Origin of the sequence: Corynebacterium sp. KPL4015, from assembly GCF_040225725.1 — a bacterium.
In the GTDB taxonomy this organism is placed as follows: Bacteria; Actinomycetota; Actinomycetes; order Mycobacteriales; family Mycobacteriaceae; genus Corynebacterium; species Corynebacterium rhinophilum.
The window spans coordinates 63,097-84,789 of the sequence record NZ_JBEHGF010000008.1 but is presented as its reverse complement, the minus strand read 5'-3'; the positions used below and the strand labels follow the sequence as shown (position 1 = coordinate 84,789).

At 59.8% G+C, this 21,693-nt stretch carries 19 protein-coding genes; 5 read left to right on the top strand and 14 right to left on the bottom strand.

Annotated features, from left to right (window positions below; genetic code table 11):
* Positions 1-116 precede the first annotated feature (116 nt).
* The 4 genes from ABRP64_RS04880 to ABRP64_RS04865 form a co-directional block, all read right to left on the bottom strand.
* A complete protein-coding gene (locus ABRP64_RS04880) occupies positions 117-440 on the bottom strand; it encodes a putative quinol monooxygenase (protein WP_005279956.1) in 324 nt (107 codons plus the stop codon).
* A gap of 99 nt (positions 441-539) precedes the next feature.
* Positions 540-1,118, bottom strand: a complete 579-nt coding sequence (locus ABRP64_RS04875; RefSeq protein ID WP_284770636.1) for a hypothetical protein — start codon at positions 1,116-1,118, stop codon at positions 540-542.
* A 136-nt stretch (positions 1,119-1,254) separates the two neighbouring features.
* Positions 1,255-2,988, bottom strand: coding sequence for an alpha/beta-hydrolase family protein (locus tag ABRP64_RS04870; RefSeq protein WP_349865648.1), 1,734 nt, complete (start codon positions 2,986-2,988; stop codon positions 1,255-1,257).
* On the bottom strand, positions 2,955-4,763 hold the full coding sequence (locus ABRP64_RS04865; protein ID WP_349865646.1) for an ABC-F family ATP-binding cassette domain-containing protein: 1,809 nt from the start codon (positions 4,761-4,763) through the stop codon (positions 2,955-2,957). Before ABRP64_RS04865 ends, ABRP64_RS04870 begins: the two co-directional genes overlap by 34 nt.
* A gap of 91 nt (positions 4,764-4,854) precedes the next feature.
* Between ABRP64_RS04865 and ABRP64_RS04860 the strand changes: the two genes are divergently transcribed.
* On the top strand, positions 4,855-6,168 hold the full coding sequence (locus tag ABRP64_RS04860) for a hypothetical protein (RefSeq protein WP_349865644.1): 1,314 nt from the start codon (positions 4,855-4,857) through the stop codon (positions 6,166-6,168).
* Between the two features lie 54 nt (positions 6,169-6,222).
* Here ABRP64_RS04860 and ABRP64_RS04855 read toward each other — a convergent pair whose 3' ends face one another.
* The 4 genes from ABRP64_RS04855 to ABRP64_RS04840 form a co-directional block, all read right to left on the bottom strand.
* Positions 6,223-7,203, bottom strand: coding sequence for a 4-(cytidine 5'-diphospho)-2-C-methyl-D-erythritol kinase (locus ABRP64_RS04855; RefSeq protein ID WP_349865642.1), 981 nt, complete (start codon positions 7,201-7,203; stop codon positions 6,223-6,225).
* Complete coding sequence (gene rsmA, locus ABRP64_RS04850; RefSeq protein ID WP_284770631.1) at positions 7,200-8,063, bottom strand: 16S rRNA (adenine(1518)-N(6)/adenine(1519)-N(6))-dimethyltransferase RsmA; 864 nt, start codon at positions 8,061-8,063, stop codon at positions 7,200-7,202. The genes ABRP64_RS04855 and rsmA overlap by 4 nt, the downstream gene beginning before the upstream one ends.
* Positions 8,064-8,156: 93 nt before the next feature.
* Positions 8,157-9,332 (bottom strand): resuscitation-promoting factor, encoded by a 1,176-nt coding sequence (locus ABRP64_RS04845; RefSeq protein ID WP_284770630.1) that lies wholly within the window; start codon positions 9,330-9,332, stop codon positions 8,157-8,159.
* A 269-nt stretch (positions 9,333-9,601) separates the two neighbouring features.
* Positions 9,602-10,441, bottom strand: coding sequence for a TatD family hydrolase (locus tag ABRP64_RS04840; protein WP_349839069.1), 840 nt, complete (start codon positions 10,439-10,441; stop codon positions 9,602-9,604).
* A 25-nt stretch (positions 10,442-10,466) separates the two neighbouring features.
* Between ABRP64_RS04840 and ABRP64_RS04835 the strand changes: the two genes are divergently transcribed.
* Together ABRP64_RS04835 and ABRP64_RS04830 are read left to right on the top strand one after the other, a co-directional pair.
* Entirely contained in the window at positions 10,467-10,961 is a 495-nt protein-coding gene (locus ABRP64_RS04835; protein WP_296088367.1) for a GNAT family N-acetyltransferase, read from the top strand.
* Positions 10,962-10,971: 10 nt separating this feature from the next.
* A complete protein-coding gene (locus ABRP64_RS04830) occupies positions 10,972-11,472 on the top strand; it encodes a GNAT family N-acetyltransferase (RefSeq protein ID WP_284770627.1) in 501 nt (166 codons plus the stop codon).
* A 93-nt stretch (positions 11,473-11,565) separates the two neighbouring features.
* Here ABRP64_RS04830 and metG read toward each other — a convergent pair whose 3' ends face one another.
* The 3 genes from metG to rsmI form a co-directional block, all read right to left on the bottom strand.
* Positions 11,566-13,398 (bottom strand): methionine--tRNA ligase, encoded by a 1,833-nt coding sequence (metG, locus tag ABRP64_RS04825; protein WP_284785416.1) that lies wholly within the window; start codon positions 13,396-13,398, stop codon positions 11,566-11,568.
* Positions 13,399-13,532: 134 nt separating this feature from the next.
* On the bottom strand, positions 13,533-15,389 hold the full coding sequence (locus ABRP64_RS04820) for a BCCT family transporter (RefSeq protein ID WP_349865640.1): 1,857 nt from the start codon (positions 15,387-15,389) through the stop codon (positions 13,533-13,535).
* Positions 15,390-15,671: 282 nt separating this feature from the next.
* The gene (gene rsmI, locus ABRP64_RS04815; RefSeq protein WP_284783467.1) at positions 15,672-16,520 is read right to left on the bottom strand and encodes a 16S rRNA (cytidine(1402)-2'-O)-methyltransferase; all 849 of its coding nucleotides are present in this window, start codon (positions 16,518-16,520) and stop codon (positions 15,672-15,674) included.
* A 24-nt stretch (positions 16,521-16,544) separates the two neighbouring features.
* Between rsmI and pmt the strand changes: the two genes are divergently transcribed.
* Entirely contained in the window at positions 16,545-18,170 is a 1,626-nt protein-coding gene (gene pmt / locus ABRP64_RS04810) for a protein O-mannosyltransferase (RefSeq protein WP_502879906.1), read from the top strand.
* Positions 18,171-18,190: 20 nt separating this feature from the next.
* Here the strand turns inward: pmt and ABRP64_RS04805 are convergent, their stop codons facing one another.
* Together ABRP64_RS04805 and ABRP64_RS04800 are read right to left on the bottom strand one after the other, a co-directional pair.
* Positions 18,191-18,892, bottom strand: a complete 702-nt coding sequence (locus ABRP64_RS04805; protein WP_284785413.1) for a zf-HC2 domain-containing protein — start codon at positions 18,890-18,892, stop codon at positions 18,191-18,193.
* Positions 18,879-19,292, bottom strand: coding sequence for a DoxX family protein (locus ABRP64_RS04800; RefSeq protein ID WP_239269179.1), 414 nt, complete (start codon positions 19,290-19,292; stop codon positions 18,879-18,881). Before ABRP64_RS04800 ends, ABRP64_RS04805 begins: the two co-directional genes overlap by 14 nt.
* A 171-nt stretch (positions 19,293-19,463) precedes the next feature.
* Between ABRP64_RS04800 and ABRP64_RS04795 the strand changes: the two genes are divergently transcribed.
* Positions 19,464-20,126, top strand: coding sequence for a DNA-3-methyladenine glycosylase I (locus ABRP64_RS04795; protein ID WP_284770622.1), 663 nt, complete (start codon positions 19,464-19,466; stop codon positions 20,124-20,126).
* Here the strand turns inward: ABRP64_RS04795 and sepX are convergent.
* On the bottom strand, positions 20,123-21,574 hold the full coding sequence (sepX, locus tag ABRP64_RS04790) for a divisome protein SepX/GlpR (RefSeq protein WP_349865638.1): 1,452 nt from the start codon (positions 21,572-21,574) through the stop codon (positions 20,123-20,125). The genes ABRP64_RS04795 and sepX overlap by 4 nt on opposite strands.
* Between the last annotated feature and the right edge of the window lie 119 nt (positions 21,575-21,693).

Here is a 21,693-nt window from a genome sequence, read left to right as displayed (position 1 = left end):
ACTTCGTACTCTCAAAGAAAACTACTCCCCACTAGTCGGTAACTGATTTCTCAGTCCAACTAATGGGGAGCAGTTCAGTCAACCATGAGTGCGGGCTTTAGTACTAGGCAGCGAGATTAATCGACGGCGAACTCGCCCATCTTGTCCCAACCGGTGCGGCCATCGATGTGGACGTTGATGATGTCTGGGGTCTCTACGAGGTACTTGGGGAATTCGTCGCAGGCGCGCTTGAAGTGCTCGCCCTGAACGTGCTCTACGTCCTTGCCATCTGCGTAGGACTCGAGCAGCAGGAAGCGCTGAGAATCTTCCGGATCGCGGTACCACTTGAAGTCGATGCAACCCGGCTCGGCGTTGCAAGCCTCGGTGTACCAGTTGATCTCATCAAGGAAAGTATCGGCGTATTCAGGCTTTACGTGGAACTGTACGTTAATCAAAATCATGCCCCCGATTCTATCAATATTGTTCCCACTGCGTCATGGCTGCTCTGCCATGCGCGCGGGCCTCAGGAGAATCGGGGGCAGGTATCGCGGGAATAAGAACTAGTTAAGGAAGTATTCCGCGATGTAGATGAACTCGCCATCAAAGGCAGTAGCGACGCCGTAACCGTACTCGGGTCCGGGGGTTACCTCGAGGCCCCGGTTGAACCAGTTGAGGCGCTCCTGGGCTTGTTCTTCAGACAGACGGTAGACGTTGCCTTGACCCTCATCGGTGTGGGTCACGCCGCTTGCCACGTCGCCGTAGTACGTAAGCTCACCGCCTGCACCCTGGTTTGCCCATTCCTGTGCGATAGCGGTTGCGGTCTCATCTGGGTGGTGACCAGCCTGGGCTAGGTGATCGGCGGTGGCTACCTGCAAGTCAGCGGCAACCTGCGGGGCCTCGAAGGCCTGTGGCTCCGGAGCGGCTTCAGTCGTAGGCGCTTCTTCCGCTGCTACTTCCGGTTCAGCTTCAGGTGCGGCCTTTAGAAAGCTGGGCAAAGTAACGTTGTACTTTTCAGCAAGGGTGGAAACCTGCTGAACCTGCGGGGCCGCGGTAAGCTCCGCAGAAGCCACTGCCGTGGTACCAGACAGGGCGAGTACGGTGGTCAGGACTGCTGCGGTGGCGCTTCGAATCGGCTTCATGATTTTCAGCTTGTCATAACTTTTCAGAGGGCGAAAGCATATCGCCGGTTCCGCCCCACTTCGATATGGCTTTGTTATACAAGCGGTGCTCTGCGTGCTCTGGGTTACCTCGCGGGGTTAAGAAGCCCTAGGAAGCCTAATAAATACCAACATCGAGTTCATTGAATTGCCGCTGCAGCTCCTCCGAATCAATGGAACGGGCAAGATCGGGCCCGGCGATGGCCGCAAATCCATCGAGGACAGAGTTCCCGTAATTATGGCCCACACCATCGGGAACATCCTTGGCTCCGGGTAGATCCGCAGCAAGTTGCAGGTAGGTAATAATAGGCATCCACTGCATCACGCGCTCACGCGAATAGGGGCTGTCTTCTTTCATCCAATCCGGCTCTTTGAAGGCCAATCCGGGCGACCACCAGCTCACAGGATCGGAAGGGTGCTGAATATATAGCATGCGGGTCCTGCCCCACTCCTCTTCCGGAACGCGTCCCCAGCGGCGGACTTGGTCCACCTCGTTGGCAAAACGGACCACGAGCCCGCCGGCGTAGACCGGCGAGATTTCTGTCGACCCGGGATCACGGCGCTCCACAAACTGCGAGCGCAACTGGTTAAAGTGCGGCGGGCCTGTTAATAAGATGCCATCGACGGAGTTGGCGATATCGCGCACGCCAGAAAAGGCAGCCTCGATACCGGTTGTGCCTAAGGACTCGCCGTAGAGGTAGAGCTTGGGCCGGTCATCTTCGGGCAGCGAATTCCACCAGTCCACGACGGGGTTGATGAACTCTTCCCCGGCGCGCTCTACTTGGCCGCCGCCGCCAAGGAAGTGGAAAACGGACGGCATGGCGGAATACTGCGCTGCGGCAATGGCGGTATCCCCTCCATAGAGCAGTTCGAAGGCTTGCGCGGAATAAGACGATACCCAGCCGGTACCGGTGGTCATGGTCAATAGGAGGGCCTTGCGGTCTTGGGCGTGGGTGCGCTCGAGTTCATCGATAAGCAATTGCGCCCGCCCTTCATTGGAATCGCGGTTGCCTAGGCCGGCGTAGGCACGGATGGGCTCCTTGGCGGGTTTACCAGTCACCTGTTCAAGCTCGGCCTTATGCGCACCGGAACTTAGGAACCGGGAGCCTTGCAGGCCTACGCCGTTCCAGTCGACATCAGAAGTTGGCGATCCGGAGCGCTCGCTCAGGGTAGGGCGCTGAGCATCCGGATCAGGGTCGGCATTCTGGGCAGTAAAAACCCTATCGCCCAAGCCCACGATGGCACCGGGAATGATGTTTTCAATGGTGTAGATAGCGATGACCGCAACGATGAGTACTGCCCCGAGGCGGCGGTATGTGGAGCGGAACCGCTGCGGGAAGCGCCGCGCTAACCAGCGCACCAGAAAGATAATGGAGCGCAGGATGAGCAGGAAAGCGGTAAATACCACCAAGGCCAAAGGCACGACCAGCAGGTAGCTGGACATGGACGGCGCGGGCACGGAATATACGCGTGCGAGCTCGTGCTGCCACCGCACGGCAATAATCACGAAACCGACCAGCCAGGCGATGAACGCGCCCGTGGCGATGCGCGCGAGCAGCCGGTAGCGCTTAGGCTCCCACGCGGAGGCGGCAAGCCATGGGTACTTATCCGCCCATTTGCTCACGACGAAGCGATACCACACCAGCTTCACACCGATGCCCACCACGTAACCGAAACCGGCAGCAAGGCCCGAAATCAGGCCTTGATAGGGCCAATCGCGGGGCAAAATGGACGGAGTAAGGCCCAGCGTAGACAAAATGGCGGCGCCGATAACGCCCCACGGATCGAGGTGGCGGGCAATATCAGCGATGCGAGCTTCTACTGTTCGAGCTTCTCCCCTAACTCCAGCCATTCCATCTCCAAATCCTCATAGGCGCTGCGATTGTCCTTTAATTCCGTATCGAGTCGAGTCATCGCTTCGGTATCGACTTCTTCTGCCGCCGCAGCCAATTTCTCATTGATCTGCGCGGCGGATTTTTCCAGCTTCTGCATCTTCCGCTCGAGTGCGTTCATCTTCTTGGTGATTTCGCGCTCTTGCTGGGAAGAAAGCTTCTTCTCCTGCTTCGGTGTCGCCGCCTCCGACTTCTTTTCTCCCAGGTTTATAACCCCAGTGTTTTTGCCGGCCTCGATTTCTTCACGCTTGCGCAGATACTCGTCGATGCCGCCGGGAAGGTTCGTCAGGTTGCCATCGCCAAAGAGCGCGTACGTATTATCCGCAATGCGCTCGATGAGATAGCGATCGTGCGAAATGACCACCAGGGTACCCGGCCAAGAATCGAGTAGAGATTCCAATTCCTGGAGCGTATCGATGTCCAGGTCGTTGGTGGGCTCATCTAGCAGCAAAACATTGGGTTCTGCCATGAGCACGCGGGTGAGCTGGAGGCGGCGGCGCTCGCCACCGGAGAGGTCACCGACCGGGGTGCGCTGGCGCTTGGCTGAAAAGCCAAGGCGCTCGGCCAGCTGGGAGGCGCTGAGCTCCTTTTTGCCTAACTGCACGTAGGTGGCAACGTCCTCGACGGCATCGAGAAGCCGGCGCTGCGGATCCAAGTCATCGAGTTCTTGGCGCAACCAGCCCAAGCGCACCGTTTGGCCCTCGATGCGCTTTCCGGCTGCGAGCTCGTATTCGCCCGCCAGCGTGCGCAGCAGCGTGGTCTTTCCAGACCCATTCACGCCGACGAGACCGATGCGCTCGCCCGGAGCCAAGCGCCAGGTGAGGTGGTCAACCAAGGTGCGGCCATCCGGGGACTTAATCGTGGCATCTTCTAGCTCGATGACCACGCGGCCCTGGCGCTGCTTGGAAAAGGACATGAGCTCGACCTTGTTGCGCGGCTCGGGGACATCAGAAATTAGCGCTTCCGCAGCCTCAATCCGGTAGCGCGGTTTCGAGGTACGCGCCGGTGCCCCGCGGCGCAGCCACGCCAATTCCTTGCGGGCCAGGTTTTTGCGGCGTTGCTCCATCGCATCGGCCTGGCGGGCGCGCTCGGCGCGGGCAAACGTCCAGTCGTTGTATCCGCCCTCGTAAGCATCGACCGTGCCGTCGTGGACCTCCCATGTCCAGGTGGCAATGGTATCGAGGAACCAGCGGTCGTGGGTGACCACGATCACGGCGAGGTTGCGCTTGAGCAGGTGGTCAGCCAGCCACTGCACGCCTTCCACGTCCAGGTGGTTCGTGGGCTCATCGAGCACCACGAGGTCTAAATCCTGCACCAGCGCGGCGGCAAGGTTCACGCGGCGGCGCTCACCGCCGGACAGGGAGCTCACGGGAGTATCTAGCCCCAGGTCCACGATGCCAAGGCCGCCGAGCACGTCGCGCACCTTGGCGTTGGAGGCCCATTCGTAGGTCTCGAGCTCGAGGGGTTCAATGATCGCCTGCGCGATGGTGAGCTCTTCGGGCAGATCAAAGCGCTGCGTCACCACGGCCATGCGCAGATCCGAGGTGTGAGATACGCGGCCGGAATCCGGCGGCTCGATGCCGGTGAGCACTTCCAGCAGCGTGGTCTTGCCGCCGCCATTAACGCCCACGATGCCGATGCGATCCCCGGTTTGCACGCCGAGTGATACCCCATCAAGGAGAGTTTTTAAGCCATAGGATTTCGTGACTTGCTCGAGGTTAATCAGGTTTGCCATAACAGGGACTCATCTTAATACCTCCCTACCGCCACCCCCGCATTCCCAAACATGTTGCTACCGAATTTCACTTGCAATACTCTGCGTGTGTATGAAGAAGCACACACTTACCCTCTGCACTATCCTCTCTGCCTCAGCGCTCACCATCGCTTCCTGCTCGGCGCCGGAAGAAGATACCGACGCCCAAAACACCAACGAAACCACCACCGCGGAAAGCCAAGAACACGACCATGACCACGATCATGAGGGCCACTCCCACGACGGTATGGAGGCCGAAGAGGGCCAAACCGAGGTAGCCCAGCTTCCCACGCGCATCGTCTTCTCCCACGCTGATGGTCTGACCACCTACGATGCCAAATCCGGCGATATTCTCGATGAAGAGGAGATGAATTCGTTCCTCCGCCTCAATGACGCCGGCAATGACCGCCACGTCATGGTGACCAAGGGCGATAACTTCCTCACCTACGACACCGGCCGCATCACCAAGGCTCACGGCGACCACAACCACTACTACACCGCGGATCCAGAGCTGGGCGATGACAAGATTAAGGCGCCCCACGCTGGCCACGTGGTCCACCACGATGGTTTTACCGCCCTATTTTCTGATGGCGATGGCGTAGCCAAGATTTATAAGACCGAGGACATCGGCTCCAAGGACGCCAAGCCCGTCAACACCGTCAAGACGGGCGAGGCGCACCACGGCGTGGCCGTCCCGCTTGAGGATGGCTCCGTGGTCATCACCAAGGGCACCGAAGACGAGCGCCACACCATCCAGCACCTGGACAAGGACGGCAAAGTCTTGGATGAAACCACCGAGTGCCCCGGCGTCCACGGCGAAGCAGCCGCTGGAAATGGCAAGCTCTTCTTCGGCTGCGAAGACGGCCCCGTAGTCTTTGACGGCTCCAAGTTCCACAAGGTAGACGTCTCCGACTATGCCGGTGCCGATGGCTACCAGCGCTCCGGAAACTCCGCGGGATCCGAGGAATCCAATGTCATCTTGGCGGATAACAAGACCGAGAAGGACGCCGATTTCGAGCGCCCCACCTCGGTAACCTTGATCAATACTGAGGACTACTCCGCCAAAAAGGTGGACTTGGACGGCTCCTACTGGTTCCGCTCCCTGGCACGCGGTCCTATGGGCGAGGCCCTGGTGCTGACCACCGATGGCAAGCTCAATGTCATCGACCCTGACTCCGGGGAAATCACCAAGCAGATCGACGCGATTTCCAAGTGGAAGGAAAACGAGGAGTGGCAGCAGCCAGGCCCAATCCTCAAGGCCGCCAATGGCTATGCCTACATCACGGATGCACAGAAGAAGGAGCTCGTCGTCATCGACCTCTTGCGCGGTAAGGAAACGGACCGCTACGAGCTGGACTTCGAGCCCACCGAAATGGCCGTGCTCTAAGTTTCCAGCGCTCTAGTGCTCGTGCTTGGCGATGCCCATCCCCATCGCCCCAAGCTAGAGCACTTCCGCACCCGCAGCCGGGCCCTGGGCTACAACGCCCTTGGTGCCCGGTATTTCTATGCTGACCTGTGCTGCAACTTCTTCCGCTTCTTCGCGGGTGGCGCATAAGAACGCGCAGGTGGGCCCGCTGCCGGAGACGATGCCGTTGAGCGCGCCCGCATCCATGCCCGCCTCCAAGGTCTTGCGGAGATCTGGGCGCAGGGATAGCGCGGCGGGCTGCAGGTCATTGTGCAGGTGCGCCGCGACGCGCTGGGCATCGCCGGAAATGAGCGCCTGGGAAATCTCCGTCGTATCAAGCGCCGGTGCAGTTACCCGCCCCGCATCGCGCAATTCATCGAGCTTGCGGAACACACTAGGTGTGGATAGGCCGCGATCGGAGGCAATCAGCGCCCAGTGATAGGTACCCCTAGTCATCATGGAAGTCAACTGCTCCCCGCGCCCGGTACCAAGCGCCGTGCCGCCCAGCAGGGTAAACGGCACGTCGGAGCCAAGAGCGGCGCCCAAGGCATCCAGAATGTGCTCTCCTACCGAATCGATTCCGTAATAACGACCGTAGCAGCGCTCCGCAAGGCGCAGCGCCGCCGCTGCATCCGCGGAACCGCCTGCCATGCCGCCGGCGGTGGGAATTGCCTTGTGAATCTCAAGGCCCACCTCCGGAATCTTGATGCCGCCGCGGGTGACATACAGGTGCTGCATGATGCGGTCCACCGCAGTCCACGCCAGGTTCGTGTCATCCTCGGGCACGCCCGCCGCGTGCGGACCGGATACCTTGAGGTACTGCACGCGGGGTTTATCTACTTCGGCGTTACCTAAATCAGTCAGCGTTACCGTATCGTGCAGGCTCAGGGACTGAAAGACCGTGACCAGCTCGTGAAAGCCATCCTCCCGCGGTTCCGCCACGCCAAGGTGCACATTGACCTTGGCGTGCGCATGCGCGGTATAGGTGATCGGCTCGTTTCCGTGTGGTGCGCTCACTGTAGTCCTGCCAATCGTACAAAGTCTGCAACAGCGAGCTTCTCCCCGCGCTGCTTCGGATCGATTCCGGCCGCGCGCAGCGCCTCTTCGGCGGCCGCACCGGAACCATAGTGGCCCGATAGTGCGGCGCGGAGGGTCTTGCGGCGTTGGGCAAAGGCGGCATCGACAAGCGGCCAAACCGCAGCGCGCGCGGCATCGTCGACCGGCCAGGACGGGGTATCGAAGACATCGATGCGCACCAAGCCGGAGACGATATTGGGCGCGGGCCAAAAGACATTCTTGCCAATGGTCCCAGCCTGGCTCACCGTGCCATAAAACCCGGCCTTCACGGAAGGCACGCCGTAGATCTTGCTGCCGGGCTCCGCGGCGAGGCGCTGCGCCACCTCCAGCTGCACCATGACGAGCACGCGGCGGATGGAAGGAAACGTCTCCAAAAAGTGCAAGAGCACCGGCACCGCCACGTTATAGGGCAGGTTGGCCACCAACGCCGTAGGAGCCGCGACATCCTCACTGGTCACGCGCAGCGCGTCTTTTTCCACCACGCGCAGGCGCTCGGCGTAGTCGGCGGCGCGCTCTCCCACCGTTTCCGGCAGCTGCGCCGCCAAGCGCGGATCGATTTCCACCGCGGTGAGATCCTCAACGGTCTCCACCAGCCCTAGGGTCAGTGACCCCAACCCGGGGCCGACCTCCACGACGCGGTCTGTGGGATCCAGATCCGCTGCCGCGATGATGCGGCGAATGGTATTGGGATCGTGGAGGAAATTCTGTCCCAATTTCTTGGTGGGCGTGATATCCAGTTTCTCCGCTAAAGCTCGGATTTCTACTGGGCCTAAAAGCGCGGCGCCCGGAGATTCAGTCATGTTCTCTAACCTAGTAGAAGAATGCAGAAAGTCGCACCCCGCGCCGTAGTGACGCGGGGTGCGACGCAGAATGCGCGGTGCTGCGCGTGCTTTTTAGCGCAGGCCCAACTTGGCGGTACATGCAGGCCATGCACCCCAGCCCTGGGAGGCTTGTACCTTTTGTGCCACGGCAATCTGCTGCTCGCGGGTGGCCTGCCAAGCCTCAGGTGCGTATTCGGTGCCGCCGAAGCCAGCCCAAGTGGACGGTGCGAATTGCAGGCCACCGGAGAAACCATTGCCGGTATTGATGGACCAGTTACCGGTGGATTCGCACTGCGCGATGGAATCCCACACGGAGCCATCAGCCACGGCGGGGGCAGCCGCGCCCGAGTTACCGCCTTGCGGCTCCGGCTCCGCCTGCTTAGTGCCGCGGGCAATGGTCGCAGGCTTTGGCCCTACAACGACCTCATCCTTGATGACCTCTTCGGATTCCTTCTTGCCGTTCTTCAGGACCACCTTGCGGGTGATTTCGCGCTTGCCCTTTTCGCCTTGCTCGCGCACCTCTTCAGCGCCAGCTTCCAGCTCAGGGTCATCCACGAAATGCGGCTCGGCCTCGAATTCCTCGGTGACATCCTCGGTCTGAATGTCTATCCGCTCAACCTTGATAGACATGCCCTCGGTGACCTTTTCTTCCTTGGCTGGGAAAACGCGGTCATCCTCATCGAGCTTGATACCGCGCTCCTTGAGCACATCGTCCACGGTCTTGGCGGCAATCTTGGTGTAGGTATTCTTGCCCCCATCGTTGATCTTGATGATCTTGGGGGAAACGACCTCTAGATCCATGCCATCTTTTAACTGGGTATCTTTATCCACGTCATCTTCGCCAGACTTCACGGCAGCTCCCGGGTTTACGCCCTGCAGGTTATTGAGCAGATCGGACACGGTGAGATCAGTAGTAGAAAGCTGCTGCTGTTCACCATCGATGGATACGGCAACCGGCTTGGCGGTGCGCACGGAGATCTCATCGCCATCGGCCACGGACTCAGATGGTGCGGGCGAGACGATGTCTTCTTCGCCCACCTGGACGCCGGCCGCCTGCAGGGCGCCGTCCACGTCTTTGGCAAAGGTGGCCAGCTCTACCTTGTCACCGTTGACTTCTACGACTAGGTCTTTCTGCGCAGCAACCGCCACGACACCGCCTACGGCGAGGGTGCTCAAGACGCCACCCGTTGCCAGGCGCAGCGGCAGGGAACGTGAATTATTGATGCGCTTAATGTGGTGAGGTGCCATGTGTAGTTAATCTCCGGTGGTGCTGTCTATCCAGTATCACAATTATTGCCGCGGGCTAGGGAAACCAGCGGCGGTGCCGCGACTACTCCACTGTGAACCAGCGCGGCGGGAAGGTAGAGGCGTTAAGCCTCAACGAACAATCAATAACAATACGATAACGAGTAAGGAAAGTCGAGAAGCGCTGCGCCACAGCTATAACTGGCGAAAACAGTTGTCACATCCAGCACCCATGCCACCAGCGACCAGCGTATTTAATTTTGTGACAATCCTCACTCGCCTGTCGTCTTAATTCCATACACCCGGTCAAAAGTCTCATTGACCTCCGCCGCCAATGCCTGAGTGGTCTGGTGGCGCGCCCGGGCAATGCAGTCATAGGTGTGCCCAATCAGGGAAGGCTCATTGCGCTGCCCGCGGAACGGCTCCGGGGTCATAAACGGCGCATCAGTCTCCACCAGCAACTGCCCCGCCGGAGCCAGAGCGGCCGCCTGGCGCAACTGCGCATTGCGCTTAAAGGTGACATTGCCAGCAAAGGACAAAACGTAACCGCGCTCTAATGCTTCTTCTGCCACCCGCAGCGGTGAGGAAAAGCAGTGGAGCATGACGGTTTCAGGCGTGGGGGCATCAGCAAGAATGCGCAGCAAATCCTTATCCGCCTCGCGGTTATGGATCATAAGGGTCTTGCCGGTGCGCACCGCCAGATCGATATGCCAGCGCAGAGATTCTTCTTGTTGGACCAAGCTCGCGGTGGTCTCCGGTTCGTGGTGGACCCAATAGGCGTCCATGCCGGTCTCGCCCACCGCCACGCACCGCGGATCCGCCACCATGTCCTCCAAAGCGGCTTTGGTGGGCGCGTCTAGCTCATTCGCCCGCACCGGGTGGATGGCACAGGCGGCATACACATTGGGAAACGCGTGCGCGGTCGCAAGCGCCGCTTCGGACTCGCGGCGGTCATCGCCTACCGTCACCAGGCGGGATACCCCGGCGGCGCGGGCGCGGTTGACCAGCACCCCATCGGTATCTTTATGCGAGAAAAGGTGCGTATGCGCATCACTGAGCCCGCTGAGCCCTGGGGCTGGAATGGGAGTAGGACGTCGCTTCTTTTTAGACATACCCGCAATTGTAATATTGGCAGCTATGTTGATCAGACCAGCGGACCTGAGCGATGTCCCCGCCATGACCGATACCCTCAACTGGGCCATCGAGCACACCGATGTCATCTTTAACTCCACCCCAGTCACCGTGGCTGAACGCGAAGAACACCTGCGCCACATCCAGGACATGGAGTGTCCTTTCCTCATTGCCGAAACCGATGCGGGCGAATACTTGGGCTGGGCGCTCTATCACCCCTACCGCAATCCCCGCATCTGGCAGGGCTGCTATGAAACCACGATCTACCTTTCCCCCAATGCCCAGGGCCAAGGCGTAGGCACCGCCCTTATGGGCGAGCTGGTAGAACGCGCCCGGGCGGATGAGAAGGTGCATTCGCTGCTCGCCTTGATCGTGTCTACTAATACGGCATCATTAAAGTTGCATGAAAAGTTCGGGTTTGAAAACGTGGGAACTCTCAAAGAGGTAACCTACAAATTCGATCACTGGCTTAGCCTCACCCACTTAGAACTTCTGGTGTAAAGGACTTTTGATGCATATTCGCCCCGCTGAGCTTGCCGATGCCCCCTCGATTTCCGCCATCTACAACGCCGCCTCCGCCGCTAAACCAGCCAATAACCTCATCACCTGGCAAGAAGAGGTTTCTGACCGCGAGGATTGGCTAAAAGACATGGCCAAGGCGGGCTCGCCTGTGCTCGTTGCCGTAGACGATGATGAAATCATCGGCTGGGCCGCCTACTTTCAATTCGTCACGCCCGCCATCTACTACGGCACCGTCGAAGATTCCGTATACATCTCCCCCGCAGCCCAGGGCAAGGGCGTAGGCTCCGAGCTTCTCGATGCCCTCATGGACATCGCTGCCGACGATCCCTATATCGAAACCATGATTACCTACATCGTGGATAGCAATGCCGGTTCCATCGCACTGCACAAGAAGTTTGGGTTTAAAGAAACCGGCCGTATGCCCAATATCCACACCAAGGACGGCGTGCGCCTAGGTTTGGTTCATCTGCAGCGCGATTTCCAGCACTAGGCAGAACCTTAAAGGCATAACAAAAGCGCGGTGGCCTTCCCTTTCATTGGGACTGGCCACCGCGCTTTGTATATCTAGCGGGGTGCTACCGCGCTAGTTCACCACCGGCGCCCATTCCGGGCCGGTTTCGCCGAGCTCTGGATCCAGCTTGGAAATAAGCGGCTTCGGCTTTGCCAAGGTAGTACCCGGTGCCACCTGGATGCGCTCCCACTTGGCCTGCTGCTGGGTGTAGTCACCCATAATGACAGGATATTCGTGGTTTTCTGGGGGAAGCCCCGCACCTACGAGCTCAACCGGGATATCATCCTTGACCTCGCGCACCTCAGGCTGCGCGGCCCATTCGCCCGTGCGGCCCAGAGTCTCGTGCACCTTTTGCGCGGTAAATGGCAGGAATGGGGTGAGCATGACATTGCAGTCAGACACAACCTGCAGGGCGGTCCACAAGACGGTGGCTAGGCGCTCACGCTGGGTTTCATCCTTGGCCAGCTTCCATGGCTCTTGGGAGGCGATATAGGCATTCGCCTCGCCCACCACGTGCATGATGGAGACAATGGCCTGCTTGAACTTGGATTGCTCCAGCAGGTTACCGGCGGTGTTAAAGGTCTCCTCCGCCAGCTGCAAAATGGCCTCGTCGCGCTCCTCCAGGGCCGCTGGAACCGGAACCTCGCCAAAGTTCTTGTGCGCCATGGATACGGTGCGGTTAACCAAGTTGCCCCAGCCATTGGCAAGTTCGTTATTGACGCGGCGCACGAATTCATCCCACGTAAAGTCCGCGTCGTTGTTTTCCGGGCCAGCCACGGCAATGAAGTAACGCAGCGGATCCGGACCGAACTCCGCCAGGAAGTCCTTAACGTAGATCACCACGCCCTTGGACGAGGAGAACTTGGAGCCGGACATAGTCAAGTATTCCGAGGACACGATTTCCGTTGGCAGGTCCAACTCACCGTACTGGTGCAGCTCGCCGCCCTTGGAGCCCTTGCCGGCATAGCCCAGCAATTCCGCCGGCCAGATCTGCGAGTGGAAGGTGATATTGTCCTTGCCCTGGAAGTAATAGTGGCGGGTTTCTGGGTCCTGCCAGAATTCCTTCCACGCCTCCGGCTGGCCGGTGCGGTGTGCCCACTCGATGGAGGCGGACAGATAGCCCACGACGGCGTCGAACCACACATACAGCTTCTTCGCGTTATTGTCCTGCCAGCCGTCCACCGGAATGGGAATGCCCCAGTCAATATCGCGAGTCATGGTGCGCGGGCGCATATCCTCCAGCAGGTTCAGGGAGAACTTCAACACGTTCGGGCGCCAATCCTCGCGGGTGGAAAGCCACTTTTGCAGCTCATCCTTAAGAGATGGCAAATCCAGCAGGAAGTGCTCGGTCTCCACGAACTGCGGCGTTTCGCCGTTAATCTTGGATACCGGGTCTATGAGGTCTACCGGGTCCAGCTGGTTACCGCAGTTATCGCACTGGTCACCGCGGGCGCCATCCGCGCCGCAAATGGGGCACGTGCCCTCGATATAGCGGTCCGGCAGCGTGCGGCCGGTGGACGGAGAGATTGCCCCCTTGGTGGTCTCCTTCAGCATGTAGCCGTTCTCATTGAGACCCTTGAACAGCTCCTGCACCACCGAGTAGTGATTACGGGTGGTGGTACGGGTAAAAAGGTCATACGACAAGCCGAGGTTAGCCAGATCGTTGACGATCTGACGGTTATAGCGATCCGCGAGTTCGCGGACGGATACACCCTCTTTATCAGCTTGGACCAGCAACGGGGTGCCGTGCTCATCCGTACCGGAGACCATGAGTACGTTGCGGCCACGCATTCGCTGGAAGCGAGCGAATACGTCAGAAGGAACGCCAAAGCCAGCCACGTGACCGATGTGGCGCGGGCCATTGGCATATGGCCAGGCAACATTTACTACTAAAGACTCAGTCATGGAGTCCAGTTTATCGAAGCACCTGCACGAACACACGTTGAGGGCACATTACCTCTCCCACCGAAAAACGCCCGCCTCCCTCCCAACTCTGGGAAAGCGGCGGGCGCTGCTACCGAAGGCGGTAGATGGTCTATCTACTTGCGCTTCATCGGGTTCTTCAAACGCTCGTTGCGACGCTTCTTGAGCACCTGCGTGCGCTGGTAGTCGCGGTGCAAGCGGCGCTCGCGGGCCATCTTGCGCTGGAACTGCTGCGCCTCGCGGTACTCGAGGTAAATGATGTCCTGGCTCAAGTCCTTGTAGATGGCGAACATCAAGCCAATGACGATAAACAAGAACGGCAGCGCCGCCACGATGGTGACGTTCTGCAGGTTGGACAGCGCGTCCTCATTGACCAAAAGCAGGGTGAGGCCAACGGCTGCGGTCAGGGCACCCCACATGGCGGAGAGCCACGGCTTCGCGGTTGCGGCACCGTTTTGGGTCATCGAACCCATCACGGTGGAAGCGGAGTCCGCGGAGGTAATGAAGAAGGTGGACAGCAAGATGACGGCGACGACGCCGGCAATGAAGCCACCAGGCAGGTTGTGCAGGAGATTAAACAGCTCTACCTCGGCGGATTCGCCGGTGATGGATTCGCCGTTTTGCTCCATGTGGATTGCGGTGCCGCCGAAGATGGCGAACCACAGTGTGGAAACGCCGGCTGGGATGAGCAGGACGCCTAGGCAGAACTCGCGGACGGAACGACCGCGGGAAATGCGCGCCAAGAACATGCCCACGAACGGGGACCAGGAGACCCACCATGCCCAGTAGAAGATGGTGTAGCCAGACAGCCACTCGCCGGCGGTGCCGTTTTCGGATTCTGCGGTACGGCCGATCATCTCGGTGAAGTAGTTGAAGTAGTTACCGATGGATCCTGGAACCTGGTTCAGGATGGTCACCGTTGGGCCCAAGATGAAGACGAAGATGGCCAGCACCGCAGCCAAGACCATGTTGGCATTGGACACGTACTGAATGCCCTTGCCCACACCGGACAGTGCGGACAGTAAGAAGGCCAGGGTCAGGACCAAGACAATACCGATAACCACGGACTGGGTTGGGTTATCGATGATGCCGGATGCCTCCAGGCCAGCCTGGATCTGCAGCGCGCCAAGGCCCAGGGAGCAGGCGGTGCCGAAGACGGTGGCGAAGATGGACAGGATGTCAATGAATTTGCCCAATCCGCCGTTGGCCCGGCGCTCGCCGATGAGCGGGACGAAGGCCTGGCTCAGCAGCTGCTTGCGGCCGATGCGGTAGGTGGAGTACGCGATGGCCAAACCAACGATGGCGTACACAGCCCAGGGGTGCAGCGTCCAGTGGAACATGGCATAGGCCATGGACGATCCCACGTTTCCCGTTCCCCGGCCGGGAGTGCCGTCGCGGTAGTTCGCGAGCGGCTCGGAAGCGCCGTAGAACATCAGGCCGATGCCCATACCGGCAGCGAACATCATGGCAATCCACGAAGGCGTGGAAAATTCCGGTTCCTCATTAATATGGCCCAACCTGATGGAGCCAAACTTGGAGGAAGCGATGAAGATAACGAAGGCCACGAAGACGGTGCCAAAGAGCACGTAGGCCCAACCGAACTTATCGACGACCCACGTCAGGGCCGCGGAAGAAAAGTCCGCGAAGTTATCCGGTGCGGCAAGGCCCCAGATAACGATGGCGGCAACGAGCACACCCGCAATCCCCATGATGGTCCAGTCAATCGGGATATTATCGCGGTCTGCGGCGATTTCGATTTCCGGATCGTCATACTCTTCGGGGTGGAACCCCTCAGAGTTGATCATGTCCTGGATCTGGCTCGTCGCCGTCTGCTCGTCCAGTGCCTCTTCTACCGTTTGATAATCCTCAATCGGCTGATCACTCGAAGCAGTAGAGGTGGTCCCAGCAGGCGCTTCACCGGACCCCTTTCCTTCTTCGGGCACACCAGTGCCGTTATTTTCAGTATTAGTCATGCTCTCTACAGTGGCGGCGCGACCCCAATTTTTCAAACCGTTTTGTTAACAAAACCCCAGCTTACGCACATTTTTAGGTATTTCCTTAAGGCTTCCTGCACGCCCATAGGCTGCATATCCCCACGTAGACAGCTTTTAGGCGTCACACGCCCGAGAAATATAACGATTCGATAACATATATAAAAGCATGAAACCACCTGTTAGCACGACTAATTGTGACGTTTTATACGCTGCATAGAAATAACCTGCGGACAGCTCAACAAGTGTTCAATTAGCGGACCGTCAGCGGGCATCCAACGCGGCATCGTATAACTCCCGATTCGACACCCCAGTCCCCTTGGCGGCCTGCTTGCACGCGTCCTTCAAGCGCATGCCGGCCGCGGCCAACTCCAAGGCCTGCGGGACAAGGTCAGCGGCGGTCACGGCAGCGCCGGTTCCGCCTTCGATGACCACGGTAATTTCGCCCTTGACTCCCTCGCTCGCCCATTCGGCCAGCTCAGCTAACGAGCCGCGGCGCACTTCCTCGTACGTCTTGGTCAGCTCGCGGCAGACCGCGGCGAGTCGATCGCCGCCGAGAACCTGGGCGGCATCGGCAAGCGTCTCGGCGATGCGGTGGGGCGATTCAAAAAACACGATGGCGCGTTTTTCATTGCGCAGCGATTCCAGCCATGCCTTTCGCGGACCGGGCTTGCGCGGAGGGAATGCATCGAAGAGGAAGTGGCCCACGCCCAGGCCAGACAAGGCAAGCGCCGTGGGCACCGCTGAGGGGCCCGGGAAACACGTCACGGGAATATCTCTTTCGGCGGCCGCGGCCACCAGTGACAGGCCCGGATCGGAGATGATCGGCATGCCGGCGTCGGTGACCACGAGGACGGTGCCGTGCTGGGCGGCATCGATAAGCTGCTGCGCACGCGCCTGTTCATTGTGGTCGAAGTTGGATACCACGGATCCGGACATCTCGATACCCAGGGCCTGCGCCAGGTTGCGCACGCGGCGGGTATCTTCGGCAGCGATGACATCCGCATGCGCCAATGCCTGCATCAGGCGCGCCGAAGCATCACCGACATTTCCCAAGGGCGTGGCGGCAAGGATAACGCCGCGCGGAAGTGGTTCCAGACCTAAAGCTGACATGCCTCTAGCATTCCACATTCTCCTATGCGCCCGCGCGCAGGCTCGTCGCCTAAACTCTTCTTCGTGACTATTGCTACCGCTGCCCCCGCTAGCTCACCGCGCACCCCACATAACCGCGTGATGCCACCGGCACCGCGTACCTACACGTGGGGCAAGGCCGATTGGATAAGCACAGGCATCATCGCCGTTCTCGCGCTGATTACCCGGTTCGTGGGGCTTACCGCACCGGTGTCCCAGGGCACACCCGTCTTCGATGAAAAGCACTATGTGCCCCAAGCCTGGGACATGGTCAAAAGCTGGGATAACTTAGTCATCGGCGGCATCGAGACCAACCCGGGCTTTGGACTCGTGGTTCACCCGCCGCTGGGAAAGCAGATCATTGCCTTTTCAGAATGGGTCTTTGGTTATACCCCGCTGGGCTGGCGCTTGATGACGGCCCTCTTCGGCGTCGGCACCGTCCTGATGACCATGGCGCTGGCTCGCCGGTTGTCCTTTTCCTGGCAGGTGGCTACCTTTGCCGGCATTTTAGCCGTGTGCGATGGCGTCCTCTTGGTCTCCGCAAAATTCGGCATGCTGGATATCTTCCAGGTCTTTTTTATCGTCGCCGCTGCGTGGGCGCTTGCCCACGATCATCAACAAATGCGCGAGCGCCTCCACCAAGCCCTGTTGAACGACGGGATGGGCACCTCCCCATTCGGACCGCGCTTTGGCTTCCGGTGGTGGCGCTTTACCGCCGGCGTCTTCCTAGGACTATCGCTCGCCGTGAAGTGGTCTGGGCTGTACTACATCATGTTTTTCGGGTTGCTCTGCGTCTTTAGTGATCTCTCACTGCGCCGCAAGTATGGCATTCGCCGCTATATCGTGGGCACGCTCATCCGCGATACTCCCGCGGCCCTCGCTTCTCTGGTGGCCGTGCCCGTGCTCATTTATGTGTGGAGCTGGCGCGCGTGGTTTGCCTCAGAAACCGCGGTCTACCGGCACGCCAAGGTGGATGGGACCATCGGGGAAGACTCCTGGCTCATGCACTTACCAGAATCTGTGGCCGGCTGGTTTTATTACCACTTATCCGTATTAGATTTTCACGCCAGCTTGACCTCTTCCGGTGGCCACCACCACCCGTGGGATTCCAAGCCGTGGGCATGGCTGGCCGGGGCCCGGCCCATTTTGTACTACTCCAGCACGGATCTAGAATGCAGCGGCGGTGGCGAATGCCGCAAGATGCTCTACCTCTTTGGTACCCCGGCGATCTGGTGGCTGGTGGTCCCCGCGGTGCTTTGGGGGCTGTGGTCCCTTATCATCCGCCGCAACCGCGCCTTCCTCATTCCCCTCGTGGGCTTCGCGGCCGGATTCCTGCCGTGGCTCGCGGCCTTTGACCGGCAGATGTACTTCTTTTATGCCACCGCGTTTATCCCCTTCGTCATCGTGCTGCTTGCCCTCATACTGGGCCAAATGGTCGGGCGCGGTAAGCCCATAAGGTGGCGATGGATAACGCGCATCGCTGGCGGCACGATGCGGCGGGGAACATTTGCCGCCGCCTGCTACCTCGCGCTGGTGGTCGCGATGTTCTTCTACTTCGCGCCCATCTTGTACGGCTTCATCATCCCGGAATCGTGGTACCAATCCATGATGTGGCTGCCCAGCTGGAAATAGCTCGCAGAAACCCGATCCACTTAGTGCGGCTGCGCGTTCAGGGATTTCCACCACGCGCGCACCAGGTAGCCCTTCTCGGCCGCCCACGCCCAGGCCAGGCTCAGGGTCGATAGCGCGGTAGCGATGAGCAAATAGACCTGCTCCAGGGTGACGGTCCCCAGCGCAATATCGCGCACGCCAAAGCCAAAAAGAAACGCAAACATCGTGGCGGATACCGGGAACAGCCCGGTCACAGACGCTGGGCGCCACGCGCTCCACAGCAGGCCACACGCCATGCCAAAGCGCACGGCCGCGCCTTCCATCAGCAGGTTGGCGCGCTCTGGATCGGCCGCGGGGTCCAGCACCGAACCCTCTGCGCCCATCGGTACCAGGCCGGAGGCGCGTACCACCTGCACGATGGCCCACACCGCAAAGACAAGTCCCATGACCACCAAAGCGATGCGCGCCACCGTGAGGTTGGCCTGCCTGGCGCTCGAGGCCCGCTTCCACTCCGGTTCTACCCCTGCGAGGATTACCTCAGAAAGGTCGGTCGGCGGCGCCATGCCGGAATCCGCCGGTTCCACGAAGCTTAAGGAACGCGATAGCGCCGCTGCCTTATCGCGGAATGCTCGGCACTCCGCGCAGTGTTCTAGGTGAGCGTCGATGACGTCAGCGGAAAGCTCCGCTTCTTCCCCATCCAGCTGGGCGGAAATCGCCGCTTGCACTTGGCTATGCGTCAACATTGCTTAACGCCCTATCCAAGCTCGCCCGGCCAGAACCAAAAATAACGATCATCAGCAGTGACATGCACAGCACCAAGGGGTACTCGATGCCACCGTCGCCAGCAAAGAGGCCATTGCCCCAGTGCACGAAGTACAGCGCGCCCACCATGTCCACGGCCAGCGCCGCAGCGGCAAAAGTGGTCAACAGACCAATGACGAGGAAGGCGCCGCCTACCATTTCCCCGATTGCGGCGGCATAACCGGCAATCTGTGGCTGCGGGATGCCGAGGGCAGAAAACTGCCCCACAGTCTCATCCATTCCGTCCATGAACATCTTGTCCACGCCGTGCGCGATAAAAATGAGTCCGAGGACCAACCGAAAAAGCAACAACGCGGCATCGCGAACGGCAGGTCTATTCATGGTCAATAGACTACATCGAATGCCCACCCCAACGCGAAGACGCCACTGCCCCACCCGCTGAGCTCGCAATTTCACCAACTAGCTAGGTACACACTGCGCCTCGCCCGCCATCGCTGCTTCAATGGAAAAGACAAGGAAAATAGGCACTACACAGCAACAGGAGAACCTCCCATGGATACTGAAACCACTACCGAAGAACGAACCCCGCTAGCGTACGACGAAAACGGTATAGCCCGCACGCCGTGGGCCGTGACATCGTCGCTGCTAACGAATTATTACGACACCGAATGGGGCCTTCCCATTAGGGATGAGGCCGGACTGTTTGAGCGCCTGAGCTTGGAGTCCTTCCAGTCTGGGCTGTCCTGGGCCGTGGTATTAAAAAAGCGCCCCGCCTTCCGCGAGGCCTTTTGCCACTTTGATCCGGACAAGGTTGCGGAATTCGGTGAGGCCGAGGTGGAGCACTTGCTTGCCGATGCCTCCATTATCCGCAACGAGCCCAAGATCCGCGCCACCATCAATAACGCGAAGGCCACCATTAAACTGCGCGAAAATGGCGGCCTAGCGGATTTCATTTGGAGCTTTCAGCCCGCAGAAAATATCTATCCCGAGGTCATGGAGGATATCCCGAAAAAGAGCCCCGAGTCGCAGGCCATGTCGCGGGAATTAAAGAAGGCCGGTTTTAAGTTCGTGGGGCCGGTGACCTGCTTTGCGCTCATGGAGGCCATCGGCATGGTCGATACCCACCTCTTAGGCTCCCACCGCCGGGCCACCTCCGGCGTATGGCCGGAGGAAACCGAAAAGCTCCACGGAAGCCAGGCGCAGCGGGCTAATTAACCCGCGCGGCGAGCGGCCAGGTCATCGCGGCGACCTACCCCATCGGGCCCGGCGTGTGGGCCATCAAAGTCACCGTCTTCATCGTCGCTGTAGCTTAAGGGAAGGTGCTCAAAGTCGGGGCTTTCATCGTCGATTTCGACGACGACCGCACCCGGACGGCGCAGGTTGCGGGGGATCTTCAACGCCTCATCATCGGTATTGTGAACGCCCAACCGCGCCCGGCGCAGGTGCTTTACGCGGCGGCGCAAGAGTGCTTGCTCTTGGCGGACTTGTGCGCGCAACGCCACCAGATAGATGCCGGTCAGAACGCCGACGATACCTGCCAGCCACCAGGTCCATCCGCCAGCCACAATGCCGAGGGCCACGGTGAGGACCACTGCGATGGCTAGGCCGATAAGCGTGCGCTGGCGGCGCTGGTAGCGCGTAGCGGACTTTTCCTTATCCGCCACTGGGTCCCATCCACCACGGCCAAGGCGGCGCTGAGCAAATGCCACCTCGTCCTCAGAAAGGTCAGTATTCAGCGCCGCGTCCTCAGCACCACGGGCACCGTACTCATCTACTTCGGCCGATTCCTCTCCTGCTCTATCGGATTCGGACTCTGCAGAGTCGGTTTCTGCGGTATCCGGTTCTTCTGCATCAATGACTGGGGCGGGATCAACCGCACCCGGATACATCAGATCTACCGGGGAGGTATAGGTCTCGTCGTAGTCGTACGCATCCTCAGCAATGTCTGCTGCCACCGGCGCAGTGAAAGACTCGGTGGAATCGGCAGCCACATTCCTGCGGCGGCGCTTGCGCTTTGCACCACCTTCTTCCCCGCCGGCGCGCTCATCATCAAGCAAGACATCATCGGCATCGTCAAGGTCCGCATCTGCATCGACGGAGGCCTTGGACGTACGCGCGCTATCGGCGGCAGTGGTGGCATCGGTGGTATCAGCGGTGTCAGCAGCCGCAGCCGGAGTCACCGATTCCTCAATGACTTCACCCTCAATGGTCTCTGCAGCGTCCTCAGCTGGGGCGGAGTGTTCATCGTGCGCGTCCGCCCCGTCCTCGTCGGCAGCAGAGCGGAATGCGCGGCCACCCACGCCAAAGGGTTGTGCCCGGGCGCGGCGGGCCGCGCCAGCAATGGTCCGCGACTGTGCGCGGGAAGCGCGGTCCTCTGCTTCTTCATCGATCAGCACGTCATCGACGTTTGCCTCGCGGTCTGGGTCCTCGGCAGCAGCGGATACAACCTCGTAGTCTTGGTCTTCATCCGCAGCACTGCGGTGGACATCATCGGCCCGCAAGCGCGGGCGGCGGCGGCCGGCGACATTGCCGGAATCGCCGGAAAAGAGCACACGGGTATCCTCAAAGGCCTCTCCGGTGTGGCTCATCGGGCGATTACTCCTGCCCAGGAGCCACGGCGCGAGCACGAAGAGCCACACCACGATGATTGCAATAACTGGCACAGCTGTGGACACGACTTAAGGACCTTCCCTTGGGGTGCAGATGATTACTCCACTCTAATCGCCAAAACCGCACTTTAGGGGCCACAGAAGCCGCAAATTACAATGTTGTTACTTATGTG

What these genes read in the sequence shown, in the direction of transcription:
- pmt (WP_502879906.1), top strand. Translation starts at nt 16,545, where the DNA reads ATGCGCCCGCGCGCAGGCTCGTCGCCTAAACTCTTCTTCGTGACTATT.
- ABRP64_RS04875 (WP_284770636.1), bottom strand. Translation starts at nt 1,118, where the DNA reads ATGAAGCCGATTCGAAGCGCCACCGCAGCAGTCCTGACCACCGTACTC.
- rsmA (WP_284770631.1), bottom strand. Translation starts at nt 8,063, where the DNA reads ATGACTGAATCTCCGGGCGCCGCGCTTTTAGGCCCAGTAGAAATCCGA.
- ABRP64_RS04865 (WP_349865646.1), bottom strand. Translation starts at nt 4,763, where the DNA reads ATGGCAAACCTGATTAACCTCGAGCAAGTCACGAAATCCTATGGCTTA.
- ABRP64_RS04860 (WP_349865644.1), top strand. Translation starts at nt 4,855, where the DNA reads ATGAAGAAGCACACACTTACCCTCTGCACTATCCTCTCTGCCTCAGCG.
- ABRP64_RS04845 (WP_284770630.1), bottom strand. Translation starts at nt 9,332, where the DNA reads ATGGCACCTCACCACATTAAGCGCATCAATAATTCACGTTCCCTGCCG.
- ABRP64_RS04830 (WP_284770627.1), top strand. Translation starts at nt 10,972, where the DNA reads ATGCATATTCGCCCCGCTGAGCTTGCCGATGCCCCCTCGATTTCCGCC.
- metG (WP_284785416.1), bottom strand. Translation starts at nt 13,398, where the DNA reads ATGACTGAGTCTTTAGTAGTAAATGTTGCCTGGCCATATGCCAATGGC.
- ABRP64_RS04800 (WP_239269179.1), bottom strand. Translation starts at nt 19,292, where the DNA reads ATGAATAGACCTGCCGTTCGCGATGCCGCGTTGTTGCTTTTTCGGTTG.
- ABRP64_RS04795 (WP_284770622.1), top strand. Translation starts at nt 19,464, where the DNA reads ATGGATACTGAAACCACTACCGAAGAACGAACCCCGCTAGCGTACGAC.
- ABRP64_RS04880 (WP_005279956.1), bottom strand. Translation starts at nt 440, where the DNA reads ATGATTTTGATTAACGTACAGTTCCACGTAAAGCCTGAATACGCCGAT.
- rsmI (WP_284783467.1), bottom strand. Translation starts at nt 16,520, where the DNA reads ATGTCAGCTTTAGGTCTGGAACCACTTCCGCGCGGCGTTATCCTTGCC.
- ABRP64_RS04820 (WP_349865640.1), bottom strand. Translation starts at nt 15,389, where the DNA reads ATGACTAATACTGAAAATAACGGCACTGGTGTGCCCGAAGAAGGAAAG.
- ABRP64_RS04840 (WP_349839069.1), bottom strand. Translation starts at nt 10,441, where the DNA reads ATGTCTAAAAAGAAGCGACGTCCTACTCCCATTCCAGCCCCAGGGCTC.
- ABRP64_RS04805 (WP_284785413.1), bottom strand. Translation starts at nt 18,892, where the DNA reads ATGTTGACGCATAGCCAAGTGCAAGCGGCGATTTCCGCCCAGCTGGAT.
- ABRP64_RS04870 (WP_349865648.1), bottom strand. Translation starts at nt 2,988, where the DNA reads ATGGCTGGAGTTAGGGGAGAAGCTCGAACAGTAGAAGCTCGCATCGCT.
- ABRP64_RS04835 (WP_296088367.1), top strand. Translation starts at nt 10,467, where the DNA reads ATGTTGATCAGACCAGCGGACCTGAGCGATGTCCCCGCCATGACCGAT.